Annotated in this window: 25 protein-coding genes; 10 read left to right on the forward strand and 15 right to left on the reverse strand. The window is 66.4% G+C overall.

The features are described from left to right. Positions 1-32: 32 nt before the first annotated feature. From eno to ACF8ME_RS20725, 5 genes are read right to left on the reverse strand one after another with little or no spacing between them, the layout of a single operon-like run. The gene (gene eno / locus ACF8ME_RS20705) at positions 33-1319 is read right to left on the reverse strand and encodes a phosphopyruvate hydratase (RefSeq protein WP_012206907.1); all 1287 of its coding nucleotides are present in this window, start codon (positions 1317-1319) and stop codon (positions 33-35) included. 34 nt (positions 1320-1353) lie between these two features. After that, positions 1354-2079, reverse strand: a complete 726-nt coding sequence (locus ACF8ME_RS20710; RefSeq protein WP_155524693.1) for a hypothetical protein — start codon at positions 2077-2079, stop codon at positions 1354-1356. 38 nt (positions 2080-2117) lie between these two features. Further along, a complete protein-coding gene (locus ACF8ME_RS20715; protein ID WP_016447644.1) occupies positions 2118-2408 on the reverse strand; it encodes a DUF1330 domain-containing protein in 291 nt (96 codons plus the stop codon). A 3-nt stretch (positions 2409-2411) separates the two neighbouring features. After that, positions 2412-3269, reverse strand: a complete 858-nt coding sequence (gene kdsA / locus ACF8ME_RS20720; protein ID WP_016447643.1) for a 3-deoxy-8-phosphooctulonate synthase — start codon at positions 3267-3269, stop codon at positions 2412-2414. 41 nt (positions 3270-3310) lie between these two features. Beyond that, a complete protein-coding gene (locus tag ACF8ME_RS20725) occupies positions 3311-4969 on the reverse strand; it encodes a CTP synthase (RefSeq protein ID WP_016447642.1) in 1659 nt (552 codons plus the stop codon). 102 nt (positions 4970-5071) lie between these two features. Between ACF8ME_RS20725 and coaBC the strand changes: the two genes are divergently transcribed. From coaBC to ACF8ME_RS20745, 4 genes are all read left to right on the forward strand, one after another. Further along, a complete protein-coding gene (gene coaBC, locus ACF8ME_RS20730) occupies positions 5072-6295 on the forward strand; it encodes a bifunctional phosphopantothenoylcysteine decarboxylase/phosphopantothenate--cysteine ligase CoaBC (RefSeq protein WP_016447641.1) in 1224 nt (407 codons plus the stop codon). Positions 6296-6312: 17 nt separating this feature from the next. Beyond that, the gene (locus tag ACF8ME_RS20735) at positions 6313-6834 is read left to right on the forward strand and encodes a hypothetical protein (RefSeq protein ID WP_203400536.1); all 522 of its coding nucleotides are present in this window, start codon (positions 6313-6315) and stop codon (positions 6832-6834) included. 70 nt (positions 6835-6904) lie between these two features. Further along, a complete protein-coding gene (gene dut / locus ACF8ME_RS20740; protein WP_017404378.1) occupies positions 6905-7354 on the forward strand; it encodes a dUTP diphosphatase in 450 nt (149 codons plus the stop codon). A 63-nt stretch (positions 7355-7417) separates the two neighbouring features. Beyond that, positions 7418-8242, forward strand: a complete 825-nt coding sequence (locus ACF8ME_RS20745; protein WP_392418034.1) for a hypothetical protein — start codon at positions 7418-7420, stop codon at positions 8240-8242. Between the two features lie 25 nt (positions 8243-8267). On the opposite strand, the gene ACF8ME_RS20750 is transcribed toward ACF8ME_RS20745, so the two are convergent. The 3 genes from ACF8ME_RS20750 to ACF8ME_RS20760 are packed head-to-tail and all read right to left on the reverse strand — an operon-like array spanning position 8268 to position 10696. Further along, entirely contained in the window at positions 8268-9716 is a 1449-nt protein-coding gene (locus ACF8ME_RS20750; protein ID WP_392418035.1) for a sensor histidine kinase, read from the reverse strand. Further along, on the reverse strand, positions 9713-10384 hold the full coding sequence (locus tag ACF8ME_RS20755; RefSeq protein WP_212646503.1) for a response regulator transcription factor: 672 nt from the start codon (positions 10382-10384) through the stop codon (positions 9713-9715). Before ACF8ME_RS20755 ends, ACF8ME_RS20750 begins: the two co-directional genes overlap by 4 nt. Before the next feature lie 6 nt (positions 10385-10390). Next, a complete protein-coding gene (locus ACF8ME_RS20760) occupies positions 10391-10696 on the reverse strand; it encodes a PepSY domain-containing protein (protein WP_012206897.1) in 306 nt (101 codons plus the stop codon). A 328-nt stretch (positions 10697-11024) separates the two neighbouring features. Between ACF8ME_RS20760 and ACF8ME_RS20765 the strand changes: the two genes are divergently transcribed. Together ACF8ME_RS20765 and ACF8ME_RS20770 are read left to right on the forward strand one after the other, a co-directional pair. Beyond that, positions 11025-11405: a PepSY domain-containing protein gene (locus tag ACF8ME_RS20765; protein WP_392418038.1), complete on the forward strand. Its 381-nt coding sequence runs from the start codon at positions 11025-11027 to the stop codon at positions 11403-11405. Between the two features lie 145 nt (positions 11406-11550). Continuing rightward, entirely contained in the window at positions 11551-12123 is a 573-nt protein-coding gene (locus ACF8ME_RS20770) for a glycine zipper 2TM domain-containing protein (RefSeq protein WP_392418040.1), read from the forward strand. Between the two features lie 67 nt (positions 12124-12190). Here ACF8ME_RS20770 and ACF8ME_RS20775 read toward each other — a convergent pair whose 3' ends face one another. Both ACF8ME_RS20775 and ACF8ME_RS20780 read right to left on the reverse strand, forming a co-directional pair. Then, positions 12191-12712, reverse strand: a complete 522-nt coding sequence (locus ACF8ME_RS20775; protein ID WP_272206528.1) for a peptidylprolyl isomerase — start codon at positions 12710-12712, stop codon at positions 12191-12193. Between the two features lie 152 nt (positions 12713-12864). Then, positions 12865-14316, reverse strand: coding sequence for an aldehyde dehydrogenase (locus tag ACF8ME_RS20780; protein ID WP_392418042.1), 1452 nt, complete (start codon positions 14314-14316; stop codon positions 12865-12867). Positions 14317-14588: 272 nt separating this feature from the next. Here ACF8ME_RS20780 and ACF8ME_RS20785 point away from each other — a divergent pair, with 272 nt between their 5' ends. The 3 genes from ACF8ME_RS20785 to ACF8ME_RS20795 all read left to right on the forward strand — a co-directional run bounded on the left by ACF8ME_RS20785 (position 14589) and on the right by ACF8ME_RS20795 (position 17458). Continuing rightward, positions 14589-15548: a helix-turn-helix domain-containing protein gene (locus ACF8ME_RS20785; protein ID WP_279494603.1), complete on the forward strand. Its 960-nt coding sequence runs from the start codon at positions 14589-14591 to the stop codon at positions 15546-15548. Positions 15549-15651: 103 nt separating this feature from the next. Next, positions 15652-16782 (forward strand): JmjC domain-containing protein, encoded by a 1131-nt coding sequence (locus ACF8ME_RS20790; RefSeq protein WP_392418045.1) that lies wholly within the window; start codon positions 15652-15654, stop codon positions 16780-16782. A gap of 385 nt (positions 16783-17167) precedes the next feature. Then, on the forward strand, positions 17168-17458 hold the full coding sequence (locus ACF8ME_RS20795; protein WP_074920994.1) for a hypothetical protein: 291 nt from the start codon (positions 17168-17170) through the stop codon (positions 17456-17458). Between the two features lie 212 nt (positions 17459-17670). On the opposite strand, the gene bamC is transcribed toward ACF8ME_RS20795, so the two are convergent. From bamC to ACF8ME_RS20820, 5 genes are all read right to left on the reverse strand, one after another. Next, positions 17671-18783 carry an outer membrane protein assembly factor BamC gene (gene bamC, locus ACF8ME_RS20800; RefSeq protein WP_016447628.1) on the reverse strand — a complete coding sequence of 371 codons (1113 nt, stop codon included), beginning with the start codon at positions 18781-18783 and terminating at the stop codon, positions 17671-17673. A gap of 41 nt (positions 18784-18824) precedes the next feature. After that, complete coding sequence (dapA, locus tag ACF8ME_RS20805; RefSeq protein ID WP_016447627.1) at positions 18825-19721, reverse strand: 4-hydroxy-tetrahydrodipicolinate synthase; 897 nt, start codon at positions 19719-19721, stop codon at positions 18825-18827. Between the two features lie 75 nt (positions 19722-19796). Beyond that, positions 19797-20366: a class I SAM-dependent methyltransferase gene (locus tag ACF8ME_RS20810; RefSeq protein ID WP_310041131.1), complete on the reverse strand. Its 570-nt coding sequence runs from the start codon at positions 20364-20366 to the stop codon at positions 19797-19799. A 67-nt stretch (positions 20367-20433) separates the two neighbouring features. Further along, the gene (locus ACF8ME_RS20815; RefSeq protein ID WP_016447625.1) at positions 20434-20583 is read right to left on the reverse strand and encodes a hypothetical protein; all 150 of its coding nucleotides are present in this window, start codon (positions 20581-20583) and stop codon (positions 20434-20436) included. A gap of 1 nt (position 20584) precedes the next feature. Further along, entirely contained in the window at positions 20585-21811 is a 1227-nt protein-coding gene (locus ACF8ME_RS20820) for an MFS transporter (protein WP_392418047.1), read from the reverse strand. 170 nt (positions 21812-21981) lie between these two features. On the opposite strand from ACF8ME_RS20820, the gene ACF8ME_RS20825 reads away from it, so the two are divergent. Next, positions 21982-23964 carry a DNA topoisomerase IV subunit B gene (locus ACF8ME_RS20825; protein WP_310041136.1) on the forward strand — a complete coding sequence of 661 codons (1983 nt, stop codon included), beginning with the start codon at positions 21982-21984 and terminating at the stop codon, positions 23962-23964.

Consider the following 23964-nt stretch of genomic DNA (forward strand, 5'->3'; position numbering starts at 1 on the left):
GCAGGCCCGATGGCTTGCAAGCCTAACGCTTTTCAGCGCAGGTTGTAGAAAGCCTCGCGGCCGGGGTAGTGGGCGATGTCACCCAGGTCTTCCTCGATGCGCAGCAGCTGGTTGTACTTGGCGATGCGGTCCGAACGGCTCAGCGAGCCGGTCTTGATCTGGCCTGCGTTGGTGCCCACGGAGATGTCGGCAATCGTCGAATCCTCGGTTTCACCGGAGCGGTGCGAGATCACGGCCGTGTAGCCTGCGCGCTTGGCCATTTCGATGGCGGCGAAGGTTTCGGTCAGCGTGCCGATCTGGTTGATCTTGATCAGGATGGAGTTGGCGATCTTCTTGTCGATGCCTTCCTTCAGGATCTTGGTGTTGGTGACGAACAGGTCGTCGCCCACCAGCTGGACCTTGGCGGCCAGGCGGTCGGTCAGGATCTTCCAGCCATCCCAGTCGCCTTCGGCCATGCCGTCCTCGATGGAGATGATGGGGTACTTGTCGCACCAGCCGGCCAGCATGTCGGTCCACTGGGTGGCGGTCAGCGTCAGGTTGCCTTCACCGGCCAGCACGTACATGCCGTCCTTGTAGAACTCGCTGGCGGCGCAGTCCAGGCCCAGGGCGATCTGTTCGCCGGCCTTGTAGCCTGCGTTTTCGATGGCCTGCAGGATCAGCTGGATGGCGGCTTCGTGGTTTTCCACGGAAGGCGCAAAACCGCCTTCGTCGCCCACGGCCGTGCTCATGCCCTTGTCGTGGATGATCTTCTTGAGCGCGTGGAAGACTTCGGCACCCCAGCGCACGGCTTCGCGGAACGAAGGCGCGCCCACGGGGATGATCATGAATTCCTGCAGGTCCAGGCTGTTGTTGGCGTGTGCGCCGCCGTTGATGACGTTCATCATCGGCACGGGCAGCTGCATGCCGCCCATGCCGCCCAGGTAGCGGTACAGCGGCAGGCCGGCCTCTTCGGCAGCGGCGCGGGCCACGGCCATGGAGACGGCCAGCATGGCGTTGGCGCCCAGGCGGCCCTTGTTGTCCGTGCCGTCCAGGTCGATCAGGGTCTTGTCCAGGAAGGCCTGCTCGGAGGCGTCCAGGCCCAGCACGGCTTCGGAGATCTCGGTGTTGATGTGCTCGACGGCCTTGAGCACGCCCTTGCCCAGGTAGCGGCTCTTGTCGCCGTCACGCAGCTCGATGGCTTCGCGCGAGCCGGTGGACGCGCCCGAAGGCACGGCCGCGCGGCCCATCACGCCCGATTCCAGCAGCACGTCGCACTCGACGGTGGGGTTGCCGCGGCTGTCCAGCACTTCGCGGCCTACGATGTCAACGATTGCACTCAATTTTTACCTCTTGTCAGAGAGTTGGAGAATACGATTAATAAGGCTGACCGTTCCGGGTCAGTTCTTCAGTTGTCAAGATGGTCTTGCCAGTGCCATCATCCATCTTGATGAGTATTCCTTTATAGATCCATTCGCGGTGTGTGCTGTAATTGAATCTGCAGGCAGTGACCGATCTGGATCCAATGGCTACTGCATTTTTTCCTTCAAAAACCACCTCTATTTCAGTGCTGATGTCCTTGCTCACCGGGATGGGGCTACTGATGGAGGATGTTGTGCTATTGCCGGCTATGGAATATTTCAGAGATTCGCCTTGCTTTAGCTTGAATTTTTTATCTGTCCACGCGGGGGTGTAGATTACTTTTTCAAATGATTTTAATTGCGCTGCGGCAAATTCTGATTCTTTTCCATGAGTCGTAAGCTCCTTTTCTGTTATTGGGCTTAGGTAGCTTGTCTGGAGTGAGCTACCAAATCCCATTGGCAGATATTCGGTAGGACTTCTCATCTCCTCATATGCAAGAAGATCCGATTTCCCATTGAATGTGGCATTGGTGCTTGCAATGCTGATCGAGAGAGATCTTCCTGGTGGGCTTGACCTCGTATCCTCGTATTTTTGCTGGATCGCGCTCCCAGGGGAATACGTTGCGATGTCAAAACAGCTTTCCGCAGATACTGTCTCGTGAGGACCATCGCTGCCGCCGCCGCAAGCGGCCAGGATGAAGGCAATGCTCGTCGATGAAATGATTTTTGTGGCTTTTTTCAATGTGTCCTCCTCCGGAAGTGATGGATTGATTGATCTGGTCAGACACCCTCGACGCAGACCATGCGCATGATGGCCGCGCCTTCGCGGGCTTCGCGGGCACGCAGGTACTCGGGCGTGTCGTAGAAAGCCTTGGCGGCCTCGAAGCTGGGGAACTTGAGGATCACGGTGCGGCCGGGATTCCAGTCGCCTTCGAGCACTTCGACCTTGCCGCCGCGCACGCAGACTTCGGCACCATGCGCGCGCATGGCCTCGGTGCTCCACTTGCGGTACTCCTCGTACTGCTCGGGCTTGGTGACGGTGACGGACGCAATGATGTAGCCGCTGGCCATGGGTCAGACTCCAAAATCGTTTTCGAGGAAGCCGTTCTTCTTGGTCACGTCGTCGAGCGCGACCAGGGTTTCGAGCAGGGCCTTCATGTGCTTGAGCGGCACGGCGTTGGGGCCGTCGCTGAGGGCGCAGGGAGGATTGGGATGGGTTTCCATGAACAGTCCGGCCACGCCCACGGCCACGGCCGCACGCGAGAGCACGGGCACCATCTCGCGCATGCCGCCGCTGCTGGTGCCGTTGCCGCCGGGCAGCTGCACGCTGTGCGTGGCATCGAAGACAACGGGCGCACCGGTCTCGCGCATGATGGACAGGCTGCGCATGTCCGAGACCAGATTGTTGTAGCCGAAGCTGGCGCCGCGCTCGCAGGCCATGAAGCTGTCCTCGGGCAGGCCGGCCTCCTTGGCGGCGGCGCGGGCCTTGTCGATGACATTCTTCATGTCATGCGGGGCCAGGAACTGGCCCTTCTTGATGTTCACCGGCCGGCCCGACTGGGCCACGGCACGGATGAAGTCGGTCTGGCGGCACAGGAAGGCCGGCGTCTGCAGTACGTCCACGACCTGGGACACGGCCGGTATCTCGGACTCGGTGTGCACGTCGGTCAGGATGGGGACCTGCAGGTCCTTCTTCACTTTGGCCAGGATCTCCAGGCCCTTGTCCATGCCCGGGCCGCGAAAGCTGGCGCCCGAGCTGCGGTTGGCCTTGTCGTAGCTGCTCTTGAAGATGAAGTGGATGCCCAGGGCCGCCGTGATTTCCTTGAGCTGCCCCGCCACGTCCATCTGCAGCTGCTCGGACTCGACGACGCAGGGACCTGCAATGAGAAAGAAGCGCCGGTCGAGGCCGACGTCGAAGCCGCAGAGTTTCATGGTGGGGATTCCTTGGGAAATGGTGGGCGGCGTTGCGGGGCTCAGGACTTGCGCGGTGCCTTCTGGCGCTCGATCGCAGCCTTCACGAAGGCATTGAACAGCGGGTGGCCGCTCCACGGCGTGGACTTGAACTCGGGGTGGAACTGCACGCCGATGTACCAGGGGTGAACTTCCTTGGGAAGTTCGACGATCTCGGTCAGCTGCTCACGCTGGGTCAGCGCCGAGATCACCAGGCCCGCTTCGCGCAGCTGGTCCAGATACTGGACGTTGGCTTCGTAGCGATGGCGGTGGCGCTCGGTGACCACGTCACCGTAGATGCTGTGGGCCAGCGTGCCGGCCTGCACGTCGGAGGACTGCGCGCCCAGGCGCATGGTGCCGCCCAGGTCGGAGTTCTCGTCGCGGGTCTTGACCGTGCCGTCGGCATCCTTCCACTCGGTGATCAGGGCGATCACGGGGTTGGCGGACTTGGGGTCGAACTCGGTGGAGTTGGCGCCTTCGAGGCCGGCCACATGGCGGGCGTACTCGATGGTGGCCACCTGCATGCCCAGGCAGATGCCCAGGTAGGGCACCTTGTTTTCGCGGGCGTAGCGGGCCGTGGAGATCTTGCCTTCCACGCCGCGCGAGCCGAAGCCGCCGGGCACGAGGATGGCGTCGTACTGCGAGAGCTTGTCGCGCGCATTGGCGTCGCTGATGGTCTCGGAGTCCACATGGGTGATCTTCACGGCCACATGGCTTTGCATGCCGGCGTGCTTGAGCGCCTCGTTGACGGACTTGTAGGCGTCCGACAGCTCGACGTACTTGCCGACCATGGCGATCTTGACCTCGCCCTGCGGGTGCTCGGTCTCGTGGACCAGGTCATCCCAGCGCTTGAGGTTGGTGGGCGGCGTGTTCAGGCGCAGCTTGTCGCAGATCAGGCCGTCCAGGCCCTGCTCGTGCAGCATGCGGGGCACCTTGTAGATGGTGTCCACGTCCCACATGGAGATCACGCCCCATTCGGGAACGTTGGTGAACAGCGAGATCTTTTCCTTTTCCTCGTCCGGCACGCGGTGCTGGGCGCGGCACAGCAGGGCGTCGGGCTGGATTCCGATCTCGCGCAGCTTCTGCACGGTGTGCTGCGTAGGCTTGGTCTTGAGCTCGCCGGCCGTGGCGATCCAGGGCAGGTAGGTCAGGTGCACGAAGGCCGTGTTGTTGGGGCCCTGCTTGAGGGCCAGCTGGCGCACGGCTTCGAGGAAGGGCAGGGACTCGATATCGCCCACCGTGCCGCCGACTTCGCAGATGGCCACGTCCACGGCATCCGGCGTGCCGATGCCGGCGCCGCGCTTGATGTACTCCTGGATTTCATTGGTCACGTGAGGGATCACCTGCACGGTCTTGCCCAGGTAGTCGCCGCGGCGCTCCTTCTCCAGAACGCTCTGGTAGATGCGGCCGGTGGTGAAGTTGTTGGACTGCTTCATGCGCGTTTCGATGAAACGCTCGTAGTGGCCCAGGTCCAGATCGGTCTCTGCGCCATCGTCGGTCACGAACACTTCACCGTGCTGGAAGGGCGACATGGTGCCCGGGTCCACGTTGATGTACGGGTCCAGCTTGATGAGAGTGACTTTGAGGCCGCGCGATTCGAGGATCGCAGCAAGGGAGGCTGAGGCGATTCCCTTGCCCAGGGAAGACACCACACCGCCTGTGACGAAGACAAATTTGGTCATGTCTTTTATTGGTGGTGGTAAAGCAGGATTATAGATGCGCTGCCGAATTCGCCGCGCCGCGCGGGGCTGCTCGGACGTTGCGGCTCTGCTAAATTGCGCGCCATGACTGAAGTGTTCGCTGGTAAACATCTGGTGCTCGGCCTCTCCGGAGGCGTGGCTTGTTACAAATCTGCCCAGCTGGTGCGCCTGCTGGTACAGGCCGGGGCCACCGTGCAGGTGGTGATGACCGAGGCGGCCGAGCAGTTCATCACGCCGGTGACCATGCAGGCGCTGTCGGGCCGCCCCGTCTACGGATCGCAGTGGGACGCGCGCGAGCCCAACAACATGCCCCACATCAACCTCAGCCGCGAGGCCGACGCGATGCTGATCGCGCCCTGCAGCGCCGACTTCATCGCGCGCCTGGTGCAGGGCCGCTCCGACGAGTTGCTGAGCCTGATGTGCCTGGCGCGCCCCATGGACCGCGTGCCCCTGCTGTTGGCTCCGGCCATGAACCGCGAGATGTGGGCACACCCGGCCACGCAGCGCAACCTGGCGCAGGTGGCCGCCGACGGCGCGCTGGTGCTGGGCGTGGGAACGGGCGACCAGGCCTGTGGCGAGGTGGGCGACGGCCGCATGCTCGAGCCCGAGGAAATCATGGAGGAGCTGGCTGCCTTCTTCACGCCCAAGCTGCTGCAGGGCCGCCAGGTGCTGGTCACGGCGGGCCCTACCTTCGAGGCCATCGACCCCGTGCGCGGCATTACCAACCATTCCAGCGGAAAGATGGGCTTTGCCATTGCGCGCGCCGCACGCGAGGCGGGCGCCCAGGTAACCCTGGTGGCCGGGCCCGTGCACCTGCGCACGCCGCGCGGCGTGCAGCGCATCGACGTGCAATCGGCGCAGCAGATGTTCGATGCCGTGCAGCAGCAACTGCCCCAGGCTGGCGTGTTCATCGCCACGGCGGCCGTGGCCGACTGGCGCCCGGCCACGGCGTCAGACCAGAAGATCAAGAAGGACGGCTCGGGCCAGACCCCCACGCTGACCTTCGTCGAGAACCCCGACATCCTGGCGGCCGCCGCGCAGTCCGAGCCCGCACGCAGCGGACGGCTGTACTGCGTGGGCTTCGCCGCCGAAAGCCATGACCTGCTGCAGTACGCCAGCGCCAAGCGCCTGCGCAAGCAGGTGCCGCTGCTGGTGGGCAATATCGGTCCCGCAACCTTTGGGAGGGATGACAATGCCCTGCTGCTGATCGACGAGTCCGGCACCCAGGAGTTGCCGCACGCCTCCAAGTCCCTGCTGGCGCGCCAGCTGGTGGCCGAGATCGCCCGGCGCCTGCCGCCCGCCCCTTGACACCACCGAAGGCCCGCATGTCACAGAACACCTACGAAGGTCCCCGCCACGGCGACTATGTGCGCTATGTGGATGAGCTGCTGCGCGCCAGCCCCCTGTACCGCTCTGCGGCCCATGGCTGGATGGCGCAGGGACGCAGCGATTTCACCGACGCGGTGGCCACTCCGGGCGCGCAGTCCCAGTCCGTGGTCGAGCGCGTGCGCGAGCAGGTGCAGGCTGCGGCCGAGAAGGCGCGCATTGCTGCGCAGCAGGCGTCGGTGCCTGCCCTGCCGGGGCGCCCGCCGTCTGCAGGCGACAGGAATGGTGGCAGGGCCGATCGCGGCCGGCAGGCGGCGCGGGCACAGCAAGCCCAGGCCTCCTCCGCCGCCAAGGCTGTCAAGAAGACGGTCTTCAAGATAGGTCCGGGCCAGTTGCTGGGTATCGTGATCGGCCTGATCCTGGCCGTGGTGATTCCGGGCGTCGGCCCCTTCATCCTGCTGCTCACCATCATCAATGCCATCGTCAAAGGCTTTCGCAGCGGGCTCAAGTCGTCCGGGTGACGGCGCGGGGCACAATGCGCGCTTTGCTTTTCAAGAGAGCCTGCCGTGAGGCGCTCCCCAGATTGTTTCCATGAACGTTGATATCAAGATCCTTGACGCGCGCCTGCGCGAGAACATGCCCGCCTACGCCACGCCGGGAAGCGCGGGCCTGGACCTGCGCGCCTGCATCGATGCGCCGCTGACGCTGGAGCCCGGCCAATGGCAACTGGTGCCCACGGGCATGGCCATGTACCTCAAGGACCCCGGCTACGCCGCCATGATCCTGCCGCGCTCGGGCATGGGCCACAAGCACGGCATCGTGCTGGGCAACCTGGTCGGCCTGATCGACAGCGACTACCAGGGCCAGCTCATGGTCAGCGCCTGGAACCGCTCGGCCACGGCCTTCACGCTGCAGCCCATGGACCGCCTGGCCCAGCTGATCATCGTGCCCGTGGTGCAGCCCAGCTTCAATGTGGTCGAGGAGTTCGAGTCGGCCTCCGAGCGCGGTGCGGGCGGCTACGGCTCCACCGGCAAGCAATAAGGCTTTCCGCCAGACATCGCCCGCAGCTGCGCTGCCAGGGCATCGCTTCAGGGAGGAGTCCGCATGGCCAGGCCATCCCGGCGCACGCGCCATCGCCCATCCGCGTCGTGGACGCGCGTGGTGCTCACGCAGGAAGACCGCATGCGGTGGCGCCTGCAGCAGCGCCACTGGCTGCGACTGCATGCGGCGTTGACGGGCGGCCTCAGCCTGGCCGGCATGTCGCTGCTGAGCCTGGCCTTGCTGCATGCGGGCTTGCACAGCATGGCGCTGCGCTACGGCGTGGCCCTGGTCTGCGGCTATCTGCTGTATCTGCTGCTGCTGCGCCTGTGGGCCGAATGCATGCTGCGCCGCGACTGGGAGGTGTCCGATGTTCCCGATGTGACGCCCGGCGGCAGCGGTTCTTCACCGGCCCGCACGCCCGAGGCTGGCGGATTCGAGAGCGGGCAGGGCGGCTCTTATGGCGGCGGTGGCTCCAGCGGCAGCTGGGACGACGGCGGTGCCATGTCCGAGGCCGCTTCCTCGGCGTCGCAAGGCTTTGACGTGCCCGGCATCGATGGGCTGGACGAAGGCGCTGTCGTCCTGGTGCCGGTGCTGCTGGTGTTTGCGGCGCTGCTGGTCGCGGTCACGGGCGCCGGGTCGCTGCTGTGGCTGGTCTTTGGGGCCGACCTGTTCCTGGCCGTGGCGGTGGAGGTGGCCTTTGCGCTGCTGATGGCGCGCACGCTCTACGTGGTGGAGCGCGAAGGCTGGCTGCTGGCCGCGCTGCGCCTGAGCTGGAAGCCGGTGCTGGGCGCGCTGGTGGCCGCCGTGGCGCTGGGCGCTGCGGCCGACTGGCTGTTTCCCCAGGCAGACACCCTGGTGCAGGTGCTGCGTGCGCTGAGAGGGGGTTGAGCCGCTGCCCTGCGGCCTCCCGCGCTCATGCCTCTCGTCGCGCTCCGGGCAGGCGCAGCTGCATGCGCAGGCCGCCCAGCGGCGAGCGGCTGGCCGCGATGCTGCCGCCATAGGTCTGCACCAGGTCACGCACGATATCCAGGCCCAGGCCTGCGCCGGGCCTGCGTTCGTCCAGGCGCTCGCCGCGCTCGAAGATGCGGCCAAGGTCGGCGTCTTCGATGCCGGGGCCGTCATCGTCCACTGTCAGCAGCAAGGGGCCGCCGGCCTGATCGTGCTCCAGGCCCTGGACTTCCAGGCTCACGGCCTGGGCCGCCCATTTGCCGGCGTTGTCCAGCAGGTTGCCCAGGATTTCCATCAGGTCCTGGCCGTCGCCCAGAAAGTCCCAAGGCTGCGCATCCCCCTTCAGCGTGAAGCGGATGCCGCGGCCGGCGTGCAGCCGCTCCATGGTGCGCACCAGCGAGGCCAGCGGCGGCTCCAGCGGCGTGCGCAGGCCTGTGGCCTGGCGGGCCGCAGCGCGGGCGCGTGCCAGATGGTGGTCCACCTGGCGGCTGGCGCTGGCGACCTGCTCGCGGACCAACTCGGCCAGCGTCCCGCCTTCCTGCGCGGCGGCATTGCCGAGGATGGACAGCGGCGTGTTCACCGCATGGGCCAGATTGCCGGCCTGCGTGCGCGCGCGCTGGACCATGTCGGCGTTCACATCCAGCACATGGTTGAACTCCTGCACCAGGGGGCGCAGTTCCTGCGGAAACCGGCCTTCAAGGCGCGGCGTGGCGCCCTTGCGCACGTCGGCCAGGCCTGTGCGCAGCAACTGCAGCGGCCGCAGCGCCAGGCGCAGCTGCAGCACCACGGCCAGCGCCAGCCCGGCCGCCAGCGTGCCCAGTGCGGCGATCAGCATGGTGGTGAAGCGCTGCATGGGCTCGGCCAGCAGGGCGCTGTCGGCCGCAACGATCAGGCGCAACGGCGGCGCGTCGGCTTCGGGCAATTGCAGGGGGCGTGCCACGGCCACGAGCGGGTGGCCCTGGCCATCGGGCAGCATGCCCGTGCTCAACGCCGTGTCTTCCCGGTGTTCGCCGGGATTGCCGGCATCGGCCCGGAACTGGCGCCAGTCCAGCGTCTGGTCCCACAGCGAACGAGAGCGCAGCAGGCCGGCCTTCTCGGGTGGGCCCGCCCCATCGCTCACCTGGTCGATCTGCCAGTACAGGCCTGACAGCGGCTGCGCCAGGCGCGGATCGCCCACGGCCAGTCCGACTTCGATGCGCCCTCCAGGCAGGCTGTTGACGGCTGCGCTGAGCTGGTCGAGCTGCAGCACCAACTGCGCCTGCAACTGCTGCGCGATGTGATCGCGGAACAGTCCGCGCAGTCCCCAGCCGGCCAGCAGCACGGCCGCCAGCACCCAGGCCAGCGTGCCGGCCAGCAGGCGCAGGCGCAGCGAATCACCGAGCCGGGATACCTGTCTTTCCTGTGGTGCGTTCATGCAGCGGGCGCGCCTTCCACCAGCCGGTAGCCCATTCCGCGCACGGTTTCTATGCTGCCGGCCGGCAGTTTCTTGCGCAGGCGGCCGACGAAGACCTCGATGGTGTTGGAGTCGCGGTCGCTGTCCTGCGGGTAGATGTGTTCGGACAGCTCGGTGCGCGATATCACCTGGCCCACGCGCTGCATCAGCAGGGCCAGCACCTTGAATTCATGGCTGGTCAGCGTGAGCGGCTGGCCCGCCACGCTCACACGCGCCTGGCGCGAGTCCAGCACGATGGGGCCGCATTGCCACTGGGCGCTGGCGTGCGGGCTGAGCCGGCGCAGCAGGGCGCGCAGGCGGGCCATCAGCTCTTCCATGTGGAAGGGCTTGGCCAGATAGTCGTCGGCGCCGGCATCCATGCCGGCCACCTTCTCATGCCAGGCGCCGCGCGCCGTGAGGATCATCACCGGCATGACCCGCCCTTGGTCGCGCCAGGCGCGCAACACCGTCAGGCCATCGCGCACGGGCAGGCCCAGGTCCAGCACGGCGGCATCGAACTCCTCGACCTCGCCAAGGTACTGGGCCGTTGCGCCGTCGGCCGCCGTCTCCACCGTATGCCCGGCCTGCTGCAGCGCCTGCACGAGCTGGCTGCTCAGCGTGGGCTCGTCTTCCACCACGAGGATTCGCATCTGCGTCTAGTCCTTGCGCTTGAAGCTCAGCACCTTGCCATCGCGTGCATCGATCTTGAGCTTGGCCACGCGGCCGCCCGATTGCAGCAGCCGGATCTCGTAGATGAAGCGGCCGTCGTCATGCTCGAACTCGACCTTGATGACCTGGCCCTGGTAGTCGCGCTCGACCTGGTCGAGCACGGTGCGCAGCGGCAGCACGCGGCCTTGCTGCAAGGCCTGGCGAGCGAGTTCATGGTCGCTGTCGCCGGCATCCGAGGGCGTGGTCCAGGAGGCCAGGGCCGCCGCCATCAGCAGCAGTGCGGCCAGCAGCATCCAGGACCTGCGAGGAATGGAGAAGGATGGAGTGGGCATGGAAAACTTTATAGCCCAGCGTGGATGAACCTCGGATGAACGGCTGCTTCAGCTTGCGTTCATGGCCTGCATCGAACAATGGCTGCACGCCGTCGCAATCCACCGGAAACGAAGGCGCAGCAGCCGGCAGATGCGGCCTTTTCGAATGCATCGCCAGCCCAATCGCCGACCCAATCGCCGGCCCAGTCGCCGGCCCAGTCGCCGGCCCAGTCGCCGGCCCAGTCGCCGGCCCAGTCGCCGGCCCAGACGCCGGCCCAGACGCCGACCTTCACATGCCAAGGAGAACCTCATGCCTTCCATCCGACAACTGATTTCCCGCGCTGCACGCCATGGCCTGACGGGCCTGGGCATTGTTCTGATCGCCACTGCCGGGATGGTCGCCCAGGTGCAGGCCCAGGCCGCCGCCACGGGCGGTCCTTCGGTGACCGTGCAGGCCGGCGAAGCCGTGGCCACCACGGTGGCCTCCGTGCGCGGCGCCTTCCAGGGGCCGGGGCTGAGCATCCGCGAAGTCTTCGAGCGCATGGAAGGCCTGGGCTACCGCGACCTGCGCGAGATCGAGTGGGAAGACGGCCTCTACCAGGTCAAGGGCCAGACCGGCGATGGCCGTCCCGTGAAGCTCTATGTCGATGGCAACAACGGCAACGTGCTCAGCATTCGCGCACGCAATTGAGGCCGGGCCGGCGGGCTGATTTTTGTCAGCAAGTGTTCTGTCCGGTCGGCAGGCATGGGGCCTGGGACGTTGAAGCGGTATGCAGCCGCTGGCCGGTCCGGTGGCTGCCCTTGATCGATCCACGGACAGTACACAGGAGAATCTCATGCCTTCCATTCATCGCTTGAGCGCCATGGGCGCCGGCTGCATTGCCGCGCTGATGCTCAGCGCCTGCGCGGGCTACCCCCAGCAGGGCGGATACCCGGGTGGCGGCTACCCTGCCGGCGGCTATCCAGCCGGGGGCTATCCGACCAGCGGCTACCCCAGCGGTGGCTATCCCGGCGGCGGCCAGCCCGGCACGGCCTACCCGGGCGGCGGTGGCTATGTGCAGCAGGGGCGTGTGACCAATGTGCAACTGGTGCAGATCCAGCAGCCCAGCGGCATTGGCGGCTCGGGCATAGGCGCCGGGGCCGTGGTGGGCGGCGTGGTCGGCGGGGTGCTGGGCCGCCAGGTGGGCAAGGGCAGTGGGCGCGACATCGCCACCATTGCGGGCGTGGTGGGCGGTGCCATGGCGGGCAATGCCATCGAGAAGAACACCGGCCCTGGCGACCTGCGCGATGTCTACCGTGTCACCGTGCAGTTGAACGACGGCAGCACGCGCGTGTTCGACTACCAGAGCAATCCGCAGCTGCGCGTAGGCGAGAGCGTGCGCGTGGACAACAACCAGCTTCTGCGCTGAGTACCAGGCTCGCTCCATGCAAAAGGGCTCCCTGAAGGGAGCCCTTTGCCATTTCAGCGCGGCAATTTCAGTGCAGCGTGTCGTTGCCCGGTGCCATGGGCTGGATGCGGAAGAAGCCGGTGCCGGCCGAGCCGCGGCCGATTTCCTCCTCGGTGGCTTCGCGCACGCCTTCGACCTTCAGGTGCAGGCGCAGCGCGATGCCGGCCAGCGGATGGTTGCCGTCCAGCACCACATGCTCGGGATAGATCTCGGTCACCGTGTAGAGCAGGTCGGGCTGCACGGCGCTGCAGCCCTTGGGCAGGGCGCTGGCCTCGAAGCTCATGCCTTCTTCCAGCTCTGCCGGGAACAGGGCGCGCGGCTCCAGGAAGATCAGGCTTTCGTTGTAGTCGCCGAAGGCTTCCTCGGGCTCTAGGTGCAGGTCCAGGACCTTGCCCTGGCCGTGGCCCTGCAGGGCCTCCTCGATGCGCTTGAGCAGGTCGTCGCCGCCGACCAGGAACTCCACGGGCTCATCGAGCACGTCCAGTTCCTCGCCCAGGGTGTCCTTGAGGGTCCAGGTCAGAGCGACCACGCATTGTTCTGTGATTTCCATGGTGTGCAGCTTGTGCGGCCCATGCCGCAGTGGGGAAAAAGAAAGACCGCCGCGCGCGCCCTTGTTTGACGAAGGCGTGCCGGCGGCCGCGTTGGCGCGATTTTCCCACGGCGGCCCGGCTGCTGCGCAGGCCGGGCGGCGAGTCCTGCCGATCAGAACGGATAGTGGCGGGGCGCGGTCTGCATGGTGATCCAGCGCGTCTCGGTGAAGGCGTCGATGCCTGCCTGGCCGCCGAAGTGGCCGTAGCCCGAGTTTTTCACGCCGCCAAAGGGCATCTGTGCCTCGTCATGCACGGTGGGACCGTTGACGTGGCAGATGCCGGCCTCGATGCGCGCGGCCACGCGCCAGCCGCGTGCGGTATCGCGGGTGTAGACGGACGAGGACAGGCCGAATTCGTTGTCGTTGGCCATGGCGATGGCCTGCTCCTCGCCGCGTACGCGCACGATGGCCTTGACGGGGGCGAAGGTTTCCTCGCGGAAGATGTCCATTTCGGGCGTGACGCCGTCGATCAGCGTGGCGGCCATGAGCGTGTTGGTGGCCTTGCCGCCGCACAGCAGTTTTGCGCCCTTGGCCAGCGCGTCGTCGATCAGGCGGTTGGCGCGCTCCACGGTGGCCATGTCCACCACCGAGCCCAGCACCACGGGACCCTTGCGCGGATCGCCCAGCGGCAGCGAGGTGGAACGGGCCACCAGCTTGTCCAGGAAATCCCCGGCCACGGCCTCGTCCACGATGATGCGTTCGGTGGACATGCAGATCTGGCCCGAGTTGGCGAAGGCACCGAAGGTGCAGCCGGCCACGGCGGCGTCGATGTCTGCATCGTCCAGCACCACGAAGGGCGCTTTGCCGCCCAGCTCCAGGATGGCGGGCTTGAGGTACTTGGCGCAGGTCTGGCCGATGATGCGGCCCACGCGCGTGGAGCCCGTGAAGTTCACGCGGCGCACGGCCGGGTGGGCCACCATGGCCTCGACCACGGCGCCGGCATCTTCGGGCGCATTGGTCACGAAGTTGACCACGCCGGGCGGCAGGCCGCCTTCCTGCAGGGCCTCGATGATCAGGCCGTGCGTGGCGGGGCACAGCTCCGAGCCCTTGAGCACCACGGTGTTGCCGCAGGCCAGCGGCGTGGCGATGGCGCGCACGGCCAGGATGACGGGTGCATTCCAGGGCGCAATGCCCAGCACCACGCCAGCGGGCTGGCGCACGGCCATGGCCAGGCTGCCGGGCACGTCCGAGGGAATGATCTGGCCATTGATCTGGGTGGTCAGCGATGCGGCCTCCAGGAACATGTTGGCGGCCAGGTGCACGTTGAAGCCGGCCCAGATGCCCGAGGCGCCCGTCTCGGCGGCCATGGCGGCGGCAAAGGCCTCGGTCTTGGCCTCCAGCGCCTGCGATGCCTTCATCAGCATCTGGCGGCGCTCGGTCGGGCCCAGCGCGGCCCAGGCGGGGAAGGCCTGTTGCGCGGCTTCGACCGCGCGCACGGCATCCTGCGGCGTCGCGGCCGGGGCGCGCGTGGCCACCGATCCGTCCAGCGGGTTGCGGCGCTCGAAGGTGGCACCATTGCCGGCCTGTGCGGCCTGGCCTGCGATGAGCATGGTTTGTTCGATCATGACTGTCTCCTTGGTATGCGGTTGTGGCGTTGGCAATGGCGTTGGCATTGGCGCTGCCGGGCGTGCCGGTCATCGTAGAAGCAGGCGATGGCGCAGGCAGCCCGCTGCGCGCACAAAGCGCATGACGGATCGTGCACAGGCTCCGGGGTTTACCCTTGTCCTGGCTGTCCGCGGGGAAAGCCATGGGGCGCGACGGGCCTGCACTTTCCCATAATCACGTCCATGGCCGCACACAGATCCTTCCCGCGTGCGGCGATCAGGAGAGACCGCACATGACCGATGCCATGGTGTTGAGCACCGACGGACTGCCGCCCGGCGAGACGGCGTCGGCCTGGCATGCCTGGATGTCGAGCCTGTTTGCGGGCCTGGATACCGATCTCTATGGCGAACGCCTGTTCGAGGGCCATGTGCGCGTGGCCAATGCCGGCGATGTGGTCCTGACCCGGCTGGAGGCGGGCCGCCACCGCGTCATGCGCAGCATGCAGGGCCTGCGTGCCCATGAGTCGCCCTATCTGAAGATCGTTGCGCCCTGGGAGGGCGTGGCCAGCGTGCGCCAGCACAACCGCGAGGCCAGCGTGCGCAAGGGCAGCTGGGTCATCTATGACACGGCGCAGGAGTACGAGGTGGCCAATCCCGAATGGTCGGAGCACCTCATCGTGATGCTGCCGCGCCAGGCCATCGTGGACCGGGGCGTCCGGCTGGAAGGACTGATGGGGCGCAACGTGGGCGGCAGCTCGGGCATCGCCCGCATCGCGCTGGAGACCATGCGCAGCACCTACCAGGAGCTGCCCGGCATGGCCCCGCATCTGGCGCGCCGCGCGGGCGAGCTGCTGGTGGACATGGTCCACCTTTCGCTGCAGGAGCTGGCCGGGCAGGGCACGGCAGGCACCCAGCAACTGGCGCTGCAGGACCGCATACGCGCCCATGTGGTGGCCCATCTGCGCGATCCGGGCCTGTCGGTGGAGTCCGTGGCCGCCGCGCTCAACTGCAGCAAGCGCCATTTGCACAACGCCTTTGCGGACAGCCAGACCAGCCTGGGCGCCTTCATACAGCACAGCCGGCTGGAGCTGTGCATGCGCGAGCTGTTGCTGCCCGAGCATGCGCAGCGCACCATCACCGAAGTCGCCATGGACTGCGGCTTTGGCAGCAGCGCGCATTTCAGCCGGGCCTTCAAGGCCTATACGGGCCTGGCGCCCTCGGATTTCAGGGCCATGCGCAAGGCTGCGGGCTGAGCGTCGTCCGGCCATTTCGGGCCGGCTTGCGCTGGCGCCAGGACAGGGCAATGGCCGCATAGGACAATGCCGCCCTGTCTTTCTGCTCATTTCGGACCATTTCATGGACACCAACACCCCGCTTGCCCTGCTGGGCGGGCTTACCGCTTCCCAATTCATGCGCCGCCACTGGCACAAGAAGCCCTTGCTGGTGCGCCAGGCGATCCCGGGCTTCAAGCCCCTGATTCCGCGCGCCAGGCTGCTGGCCATGGCAGGCGAGGACGGTGTGGAATCGCGCCTGATCCAGCAGCAGGACGGTGGCCACTGGAAGCTCAGCCACGGCCCGCTGTCGCGCCGCAGCCTGCCTTCGCTGCAAAAGCCCGGCTGGACCGTGCTTGTGCAGGGCGTGGACCTGCACGACGACGGCGTGCACCAGTTGATGCAGCAGTTCCGCTTTGTGCCCGAGGCGCGGCTGGACGACCTGATGATCAGCTTTGCCACCGACCAGGGCGGCGTCGGCCCGCATTTCGACAGCTACGACGTCTTCCTGCTGCAGGCCCATGGCCGCCGGCGCTGGCGCATCGGCCGCCAGAAGGACCTGTCGCTGCAGCCCGATGTGCCGCTGAAGGTGCTCTCGCATTTCGAGCCGGAAGAGGTATTCGTGCTCGAGCCCGGCGACATGCTCTACCTGCCCCCGAAGTGGGCCCATGACGGCATCGCCGAAGGCGAGTGCATGACGTACTCCATCGGCTTTCGCTCGCCCGCGCGCGACGAGCTGGCCCGCGAGCTGCTGCTGCGCATGTCCGACGAGCCCGATGAGCCCGAAGTGCCGGTCGTCTACCGCGATCCCGACCAGCCGGCCGTCGAAGCCCCGGGCGAGATTCCCGCCAGCCTGCACGATTTCGCCCGCAAGTCGCTGGAACGCGCGCTGGCCGAGCCGCTGGCGCTGGAGCGCGCTCTGGGCGAGTACATGACCGAGCCCAAGGCCAATGTGTGGTTCGAGCATGGCGAGGAAAACGGCATGTTCGAGAGCGTGGTCCTGGACCGCCGCACCCGCATGATGTATGACGCCAGGCACATCTTCATCAACGGAGAAAGCTATCTGGCCGGTGGCCGCGATGCCACGCTGATGCGCAAGCTGGCCGACACGCGCGCGCTGTCGCGCACCGATCTGGCCAAGGCCAGCGACGATGCGCTGGAGCTGCTGTCCTCGTGGTTTGACGCAGGCTGGGTGCGTGGCGGCAAGCTGTCCTGAACCGGGTAGACGCTGCGCCACAGGCATGCTAAGTTCGGGCATTCACTGTTGACAGCGTGCTGCTGAACAAGGGCGGACTTCGTTAGATTTGTAAAGAATTGTCTTGAGTCCGTCAGTAAATTGACAGCCACCTGCTTTTGTTACACAGTGCATGTCAAGGCAGTCAATCCACTGCCCCATCCGGACTTTGCAAGAGGATTTGTGCGGAATTGTTCTGAGGCTGTCAGTTTCGGTCAGCTTCGGGAAAACCTCCCTATAATCTGACGCGAGTCGAATGAATGTTTTGACGCGGCTTGGCCGTAGCGCTCCGGTTGCCTGCATCCGGTGTCGCAATGGCGGGGCCCTCCTGTTTACTGTCTTCTTACCTACTCTCTAGGAAACTGTGATGAAGAACTCTCTGATCCTGGCTACCGTGATCGCTGCTGCAGCTCTGGCCGCTTGCGGCAAGAAGGAAGAGGCTCCGGCCCCCGCTCCCGCTCCTGCTGTTGAAGCTCCCGCGCCGGCAGCTCCCGCTCCCGCAGAAGCCGCTCCTGCTGCTCCCGCCGCCGACGCAGCTGCTCCCGCAGCGCCCGCCGCTGACGCAGCTGCACCTGCCGCTCCCGCTGCTGACGCTGCTGCTGCAGACGCCGCCAAGGCTGCTGCCGACGCTGCCGCCAAGGAAGCCACCAAGCAGTAATCCGGCCTTCGCTGGTGGCACAGGCTTAGGCTTGTGCTGCGAAAAAACCGCATCCTTCGGGCTGCGGTTTTTTTTCGTCCACCAGGGCCCGGTCATGCATATCCATGGTCTATGCACGACGGCCCGTATGCAAAAAAGCCACCGGCAAGTGAATGCGCGGTGGCTGCAGGCGAGGGCGGCGGCTGCAGCCTCAATCCCGACGTGAGGATCGCCTACTTCATGTCGTCGGTGATGACGCGCACGATGCGCTGGGCATTGGCCGAGGTCTCTGGCTGGCCCTGGGTGTTGAGCACGGTGACCGTGGACTTGTCGCCCTCGCTGCGCACCTGGATCTGGTACTTGACCGGCGCAGCCGCGTCGGGCGAGCGGCTGAACAGCTTGCTGAAGAATCCCTTGGGCTCGACCTTGGCATCGGGCGCCACATAGCGCACGAAGTAGATGCCGCGGCTGCGGTCGCGGTCTTCCACGGTGAAGCCCGTGCGGTCCAGGGCCACGCCGACACGGCGCCATGCGCGGTCAAAGCCTTCGTCGATCTGCAGCACGGGCTGTCCGTTGGCGGATTCCATGCGCACGCTGCCGGTGGCGGCTGCCGTGGTGGTGTTGGCCTTGGCCACGGCGTCGGCCTGCTCCTGGCTCACGCCGAGCTTGACCATCAGGCGGCGCAGGAATTCGGTTTCCAGTTCCGGGTCGGAGGGGCGCGGCTGCCAGATGGTCTGGTCCTTCTGGGCGCTGGTGTACACCTCCTGCATGCCGCGGTGCGTGATGTAGACCTCGGTGGAGCCGTCGGCCGAGCGCTCCAGGCGGGTGCGGAACCTGTCGCGCTCGCTGGTGGAGTACAGGCCGTCGAAGACCTTGCCCAGCGTCTTGCGGATCACGTCCTGCGGGATCTTGGCGCGGTTCTCGGCCCAATCCGTTTCGATGATGCCGAGCTGGCGGTCTTCAGTGGTGAAGATGAAGCCGTTTTCCAGCCAGAAGTCGCGCACGGGCTCCCACAGCTGGTCGGCCGGACGCTTGATCACCAGCCAGCGCTGCTCGCCATTGCGCTCGATGCGCACATCGCCCAGGGCGGCGGTGGCCGTTCGGCCCTCTGCCGGCTTTTGCGCCTTGGAGTTGGCTTCCATGGCGGCGGCGGAGACCACGCCGCCGGGCACGGCGTAGCGGGAGTCCGTGGACAGCTGTGTCAGGTCTGGCGGGACTTCCAGGGTGGGCGCCTGCTGCTTGCCGGCGCTCTTGTAGTCGATCTTGCTCTCTTGGAACGTGGTCGTGCAGGCTGTCAGGCCGATGGCCAGGCTCAGCAGGCTCAGACGTGCAATGGGCTGTTTCACGCGAATATCCTTGGTGCGTTCGGTCGGTGGGGCGGGGCGCCTCACAGCAGGCCAGCGGAGCTCAGGGCGGCTTCCACGGTGGCTTCCAGATTCTTGCTCAGGGGTGTCATCGGCAGGCGCATGGCCGGGCCGCAAAGGCCCAGGCGGGCTGCGGCCCACTTGACGGGAATGGGGTTGGCCTCGACGAAGAGGTTCTTGTGCACAGGCATCAGGCGCATCTGGATGTCCATGGCGGTGCGCACGTCGCCGGCCAGGGCCGCCTTGCACAGATCGCTCATCAGGCGCGGCGCCACGTTGGCCGTGACGCTGATGTTGCCGTGGCCGCCGCACAGCATCAGTGCCACAGCGGTCGGATCATCGCCGGAGTACACGCCGAAGCCTTCGGGCACTTCACGGATCAGCCACTGGGCGCGTTCGATGTTGCCCGTGGCTTCCTTGATGCCGATGATGGCGGGAATCTGCGCCAGGCGCAGCACGGTGTCGTGCTGCATGTCGGCCACCGAGCGGCCGGGCACGTTGTAGAGCACCACAGGCAGGTCGCCCACCGCTTCGGCAATGGCCTTGAAATGCTGGTACTGGCCTTCCTGCGTGGGCTTGTTGTAGTAGGGCACGACCTGCAGCTGGCTGTCGGCACCGACCTTCTTGGCGTAGCGGGCCAGCTCGATGGCCTCGTGCGTGCTGTTGGCGCCGCAGCCTGCCATCACGGGAACGCGGCCCGCAGCCTGCTCGACGGACACGCGGATGATTTCGCAGTGTTCCTCCACGTTGACGGTGGGGGATTCGCCTGTCGTTCCCACCACGCCGATGCAGTCCGTGCCCTCGGCCACATGCCAGTCGATGAGTTTTCGCAGCGCCGGGTAGTCAACACTACCGTCCTCGTGCATGGGCGTGATGAGGGCAACGATGCTGCCAGTGAGAGCGACGGAGGAGGATGTCATGTCCGCAAGAAAAAACGGGAAAGGATCATTCTAACGAGTGTCGGAGGCAGGCCCAAGGCGGTCGCCTGTAGGGATTCAGGCGATTGCAGAGCCTGACGCCTTCTGATGCGCCAGCATGGCCACGGGTTCCCGGCCTGTTGCATCGGGGCGCAGTGCCGCAATGCGCTGGACCACGCGATCGGGCTCGCCCAGCTGGCCGTGCTCGTAGGCCACGATGTGCCAGCCCGCGCAGGCCTGCAGCAGCTCGCCGGGCGCCAGCAGGAAATCGGGGCGGGAAGGCTTGCCGAAGGCCTCGTTGCCCTGGGCAAAGGTTTCGTACAGCAGCACGCCGCCGGGGGCCACGCTGCCCAGCAGCGCCGGCCACAGCGGGCGCCACAGATAGTGGGTCACGACCACGGCACCGAACTGCCGGCCGGGCAGGGGCCAGGGGCCGTTTTCAATGTCGGCGCACAGCAGCTCGCCCACGCCCTGCAGGCCGGCCAGGGCCTGGGCATCGCGGTCCACGCCCGTCACTGCATGGCCGCGTGCATGGAACCAGCGCATGTGGCGGCCAGGGCCGCAGGCCACGTCGAGCACGGTGGCCTCGGGTGCCAGAAGATGCGACCAGCGTTGGATCCAGGGCGAAGGCGGCGTGGCTGCGTGCATGTGAAATTTCGGAAATGAATTGAAAGCGGCCGCCATTGTGCCGCCAGGCCTTTGCCGCGCTTCAATTTCAGAAGCAGGCCCAGAGCTGGTCGGCCATGCCCAGCATGAACTCGGGCTGCAGATAGAGCATGAAGACCAGGCCCAGCACCAGCAGCACGGCGGCCCACAGCGCCAGCCTGCGCAGCAGCTGTGGGCGGGGCGTGGTGGCTGTCGTCATGTCAGGCCGCCGCCTGCGCCGCACGCGGCCTTGCCACCGGGGCTTCGCGTATCGGCAGGTTCAGCAGGCCGGCGGCCACGCCCAGGCCGATGGCCAGGTACCAGACCACCTGGTAGCTGCCGGTGTGGTCATACAGATAGCCGCCCAGCCAGACACCCAGGAAGCTGCCGACCTGGTGGCTGAAGAACACCATGCCGCTCAACATGGACAGATGCTGCACGCCGAAGATCTGGGCCACGGTGGCATTGGTCAGCGGCACGGTGGACAGCCACAGCAGTCCCATGGCGGCCGAGAAGATGTAGACCGACCAGGGCGTCAGCGGCGCGAGCAGGAAGAGCACGATCACCACCGAGCGCGTGAAGTAGATGGTGGACAGCAGGTAGCGCTTGGGCAGGCGCTGGCCCAGGTTGCCGGCCACATAGGTGCCGACGATGTTGAACAGCCCCACCAGCGCCAGCGACACGCTGGCCACCTGCGGTGCCAGCCCGTAGTCCTTGAGGTAGCTGGGCATGTGCACGCCGATGAACATCACCTGGAAGCCGCAGACGAAGTAGCCGGCCGTCAGCAGCACGAAGCTGGGTGTGCGCAGGGCCTCGGCCACGGCCTGGGCTGCGCTCTGGTCGCGCACGGGCCGGGTATTGCCGGCCGTGAAGCCCGGCTCGCGCAGGCCGAAGGCCAGCGGAATGATCATCAGGGCGCACAGCGACAGCAGCAGCAGGGCGTTGGACCAGCCGAAGTTCGAGATCAGGCTGCCTTCCACGGGCACCATGAAGAACTGGCCGAAGGAGCCCGCCGCCGCCGTCACGCCCATGGCCCAGCTGCGCCGCGCCACGGGAATCTGGCGGCCCAGCACGCCGTAGATCACGGCATAGGTGGTGCCGGCCTGGGCTGCGCCTATCACCACGCCGGCCGTCAGGGCGAACCAGGTTGTCGTGGGCGCCATGGCCATGCCGGCCAGGCCCAGCGCATACAGCAGCGCGCCCACCAGGAGCACGCGGAACGCGCCGAAGCGGTCGGCCAGCATGCCGCCGAAGATGCCGAGCACGCCCCAGGACAGGTTCTGGATGGCAATGGCCAGCGCGAAGGACTCGCGCGTCCAGCCCATCTCCTGGGTGATGGGCTGCAGCCACAGGCCGAAGCCGTGCCGGATTCCCATGGACAGCGTCACGACTGCGCCCCCGCACAGCAGTATCTGCACCATGGACATGGGTTGGTTGTTTTTGTGCATGCGGCAAACTTTAGCGAAACTCCGGGTTTTGCGCTGCGATGCGTGGGTCGCCCATGCGCCAGCGCGGCACTTCGTAGCCCTTGGCGGCACTGGCCTTTTCGGGATAGTCAATGTCAATGACTGTGAATGTATCCAGCACTGAGCCGGGCTGCGCACTACAATCCGCCCCCATGGCAGTCAAACCATCTCCCACTTCCGCCAGCGAATACTCCGAAGGCTCGATACGCGTGCTCAAGGGCCTGGAGCCCGTCAAGCAGCGTCCTGGCATGTACACGCGCACCGACAACCCCCTGCATGTGCTGCAGGAGGTGATCGACAACGCGGCCGACGAGGCGCTGGCCGGCTTCGGCAAGAAAATCCGCTTCACCCTGCATTCCGACGGCTCCTACAGCGTCGAGGACGACGGCCGGGGCATCCCCTTCGGCATGCACCCCGAGGAAAAGGCGCCCGTGGTGGAGCTGGTCTTCACGCGGCTGCATGCGGGCGGCAAGTTCGACAAGGGCAAGGGCGGCGCCTACAGCTTCTCGGGCGGCCTGCATGGCGTGGGCGTCTCGGTCACGAATGCGCTGGCCACGCGCCTTGAGGCCTGCATCCACCGCGAGGGCAAGGTGGCCACCATCGCCTTCTCGGGCGGCGACGTGGTCGAGCCCCTGCAATCGCGGCCGCTGGCCGCGGGCGAGCGCAAACAGGGCACGACCGTGCGCGTGTGGCCCGATGCCCGCTACTTCGAATCCTCCCAGCTGCCCATGGGCGAGCTGATGCATCTGCTGCGCAGCAAGGCCGTGCTCATGCCCGGCGTGTCGGTGACCCTGGTCAACGAGAAGACGCGCGACACCCAGACCTGGCAGTTCAAGGGCGGCCTGCGCGACTATCTGCAACAAAGCCTGCATGGCGAGGCCGTCATCCCCCTGTTCGAAGGCGAGGGCTTTGCCGACCGCCACCACGACAGCTTTGCCGAAGGCGAGGGCGCCGCCTGGTGCGTGGCCTTCACCGAGGATGGCGCGCCGCTGCGCGAAAGCTATGTCAACCTGATCCCCACCACGGCCGGCGGCACGCACGACAGCGGCCTGCGCGACGGCCTGTTCCAGGCGGTCAAGGCCTTCATCGAGATGCATTCGCTGCTGCCCAAGGGCGTCAAGCTCATGCCTGACGACGTCTTCGCGCGCGCCAGCTATGTGCTCAACGCCAAGGTGCTGGACCCGCAGTTCCAGGGCCAGATCAAGGAGCGCCTGAACTCGCGCGATGCCGTGCGTCTGGTCAGCGGCTACGTTCGCCCTGCGCTGGAGCTGTGGCTCAACGAGCATGTGGAATGGGGCCGCAAGCTGGCCGAGATCGCCATCAAGGCTGCCCAGACCCGCCAGAAGGCGGGCCAGAAGGTCGAAAAGCGCAAGGGCTCGGGCGTGGCCGTGCTGCCCGGCAAGCTCACCGATTGCGAAAGCCGCGACTTGAGCCTGAACGAGGTCTTCCTGGTCGAGGGCGACTCGGCCGGCGGCAGCGCCAAGATGGGACGCGACAAGGAAACCCAGGCCGTGCTGCCCCTGCGCGGCAAGGTGCTCAACACCTGGGAAGTCGACCGTGACCGCCTGTTCGCCAACAACGAGATCCACGACATCTCGGTGGCCATCGGCGTGGACCCGCATGGCCCCCATGACACGCCCGACCTGTCCGGCCTGCGCTACGGCAAGATCTGCATTCTTTCGGATGCCGACGTGGACGGCTCGCACATCCAGGTGCTGCTGCTCACGCTGTTCTTCCGCCACTTCCCCAAGCTCATCGAGGCCGGCCACATCCATGTGGCGCTTCCGCCGCTGTTCCGCGTCGATGTGCCTGCGCGCGGCAAGAAGCCAGCAGCCAAGATGTACGCGCTGGACGAGGGCGAGCTGACCGCCATCCTCGACAAGTCCGCCAAGGATGGCGTGCCGCGCGAGAAATGCCAGATCAGCCGCTTCAAGGGCCTGGGCGAGATGAATGCCGAGCAGCTGTGGGAAACCACGCTCAACCCCGACACGCGCCGCCTGCTGCCCGTGCAGTTCATGAATTTGGACTTTGCGGCGGCCGAGCAGGTCGTCACCAAGCTGATGGGCAAGGGCGAGGCTGCGGCGCGCCGCGAGCTGATGGAGTTGCACGGCGACGCCATCGAAGTGGATATCTGA

This window comes from Delftia sp. WSY_7, from assembly GCF_043104845.1.
Lineage (GTDB): Bacteria > Pseudomonadota > Gammaproteobacteria > Burkholderiales > Burkholderiaceae_C > Comamonas > Comamonas tsuruhatensis.

What these genes read in the sequence shown, in the direction of transcription:
- coaBC (WP_016447641.1), top strand. Translation starts at nt 5,072, where the DNA reads ATGACTGAAGTGTTCGCTGGTAAACATCTGGTGCTCGGCCTCTCCGGA.
- ACF8ME_RS20750 (WP_392418035.1), bottom strand. Translation starts at nt 9,716, where the DNA reads ATGAACGCACCACAGGAAAGACAGGTATCCCGGCTCGGTGATTCGCTG.
- kdsA (WP_016447643.1), bottom strand. Translation starts at nt 3,269, where the DNA reads ATGAAACTCTGCGGCTTCGACGTCGGCCTCGACCGGCGCTTCTTTCTC.
- ACF8ME_RS20765 (WP_392418038.1), top strand. Translation starts at nt 11,025, where the DNA reads ATGCCTTCCATCCGACAACTGATTTCCCGCGCTGCACGCCATGGCCTG.
- ACF8ME_RS20815 (WP_016447625.1), bottom strand. Translation starts at nt 20,583, where the DNA reads ATGACGACAGCCACCACGCCCCGCCCACAGCTGCTGCGCAGGCTGGCG.
- ACF8ME_RS20775 (WP_272206528.1), bottom strand. Translation starts at nt 12,712, where the DNA reads ATGGAAATCACAGAACAATGCGTGGTCGCTCTGACCTGGACCCTCAAG.
- ACF8ME_RS20735 (WP_203400536.1), top strand. Translation starts at nt 6,313, where the DNA reads ATGTCACAGAACACCTACGAAGGTCCCCGCCACGGCGACTATGTGCGC.
- ACF8ME_RS20790 (WP_392418045.1), top strand. Translation starts at nt 15,652, where the DNA reads ATGGACACCAACACCCCGCTTGCCCTGCTGGGCGGGCTTACCGCTTCC.
- ACF8ME_RS20755 (WP_212646503.1), bottom strand. Translation starts at nt 10,384, where the DNA reads ATGCGAATCCTCGTGGTGGAAGACGAGCCCACGCTGAGCAGCCAGCTC.
- ACF8ME_RS20810 (WP_310041131.1), bottom strand. Translation starts at nt 20,366, where the DNA reads ATGCACGCAGCCACGCCGCCTTCGCCCTGGATCCAACGCTGGTCGCAT.
- ACF8ME_RS20725 (WP_016447642.1), bottom strand. Translation starts at nt 4,969, where the DNA reads ATGACCAAATTTGTCTTCGTCACAGGCGGTGTGGTGTCTTCCCTGGGC.
- ACF8ME_RS20820 (WP_392418047.1), bottom strand. Translation starts at nt 21,811, where the DNA reads ATGCACAAAAACAACCAACCCATGTCCATGGTGCAGATACTGCTGTGC.
- ACF8ME_RS20780 (WP_392418042.1), bottom strand. Translation starts at nt 14,316, where the DNA reads ATGATCGAACAAACCATGCTCATCGCAGGCCAGGCCGCACAGGCCGGC.
- ACF8ME_RS20795 (WP_074920994.1), top strand. Translation starts at nt 17,168, where the DNA reads ATGAAGAACTCTCTGATCCTGGCTACCGTGATCGCTGCTGCAGCTCTG.
- ACF8ME_RS20785 (WP_279494603.1), top strand. Translation starts at nt 14,589, where the DNA reads ATGACCGATGCCATGGTGTTGAGCACCGACGGACTGCCGCCCGGCGAG.
- ACF8ME_RS20770 (WP_392418040.1), top strand. Translation starts at nt 11,551, where the DNA reads ATGCCTTCCATTCATCGCTTGAGCGCCATGGGCGCCGGCTGCATTGCC.
- ACF8ME_RS20825 (WP_310041136.1), top strand. Translation starts at nt 21,982, where the DNA reads ATGGCAGTCAAACCATCTCCCACTTCCGCCAGCGAATACTCCGAAGGC.
- ACF8ME_RS20745 (WP_392418034.1), top strand. Translation starts at nt 7,418, where the DNA reads ATGGCCAGGCCATCCCGGCGCACGCGCCATCGCCCATCCGCGTCGTGG.
- dapA (WP_016447627.1), bottom strand. Translation starts at nt 19,721, where the DNA reads ATGACATCCTCCTCCGTCGCTCTCACTGGCAGCATCGTTGCCCTCATC.
- ACF8ME_RS20715 (WP_016447644.1), bottom strand. Translation starts at nt 2,408, where the DNA reads ATGGCCAGCGGCTACATCATTGCGTCCGTCACCGTCACCAAGCCCGAG.
- ACF8ME_RS20760 (WP_012206897.1), bottom strand. Translation starts at nt 10,696, where the DNA reads ATGCTGCTGGCCGCACTGCTGCTGATGGCGGCGGCCCTGGCCTCCTGG.
- dut (WP_017404378.1), top strand. Translation starts at nt 6,905, where the DNA reads ATGAACGTTGATATCAAGATCCTTGACGCGCGCCTGCGCGAGAACATG.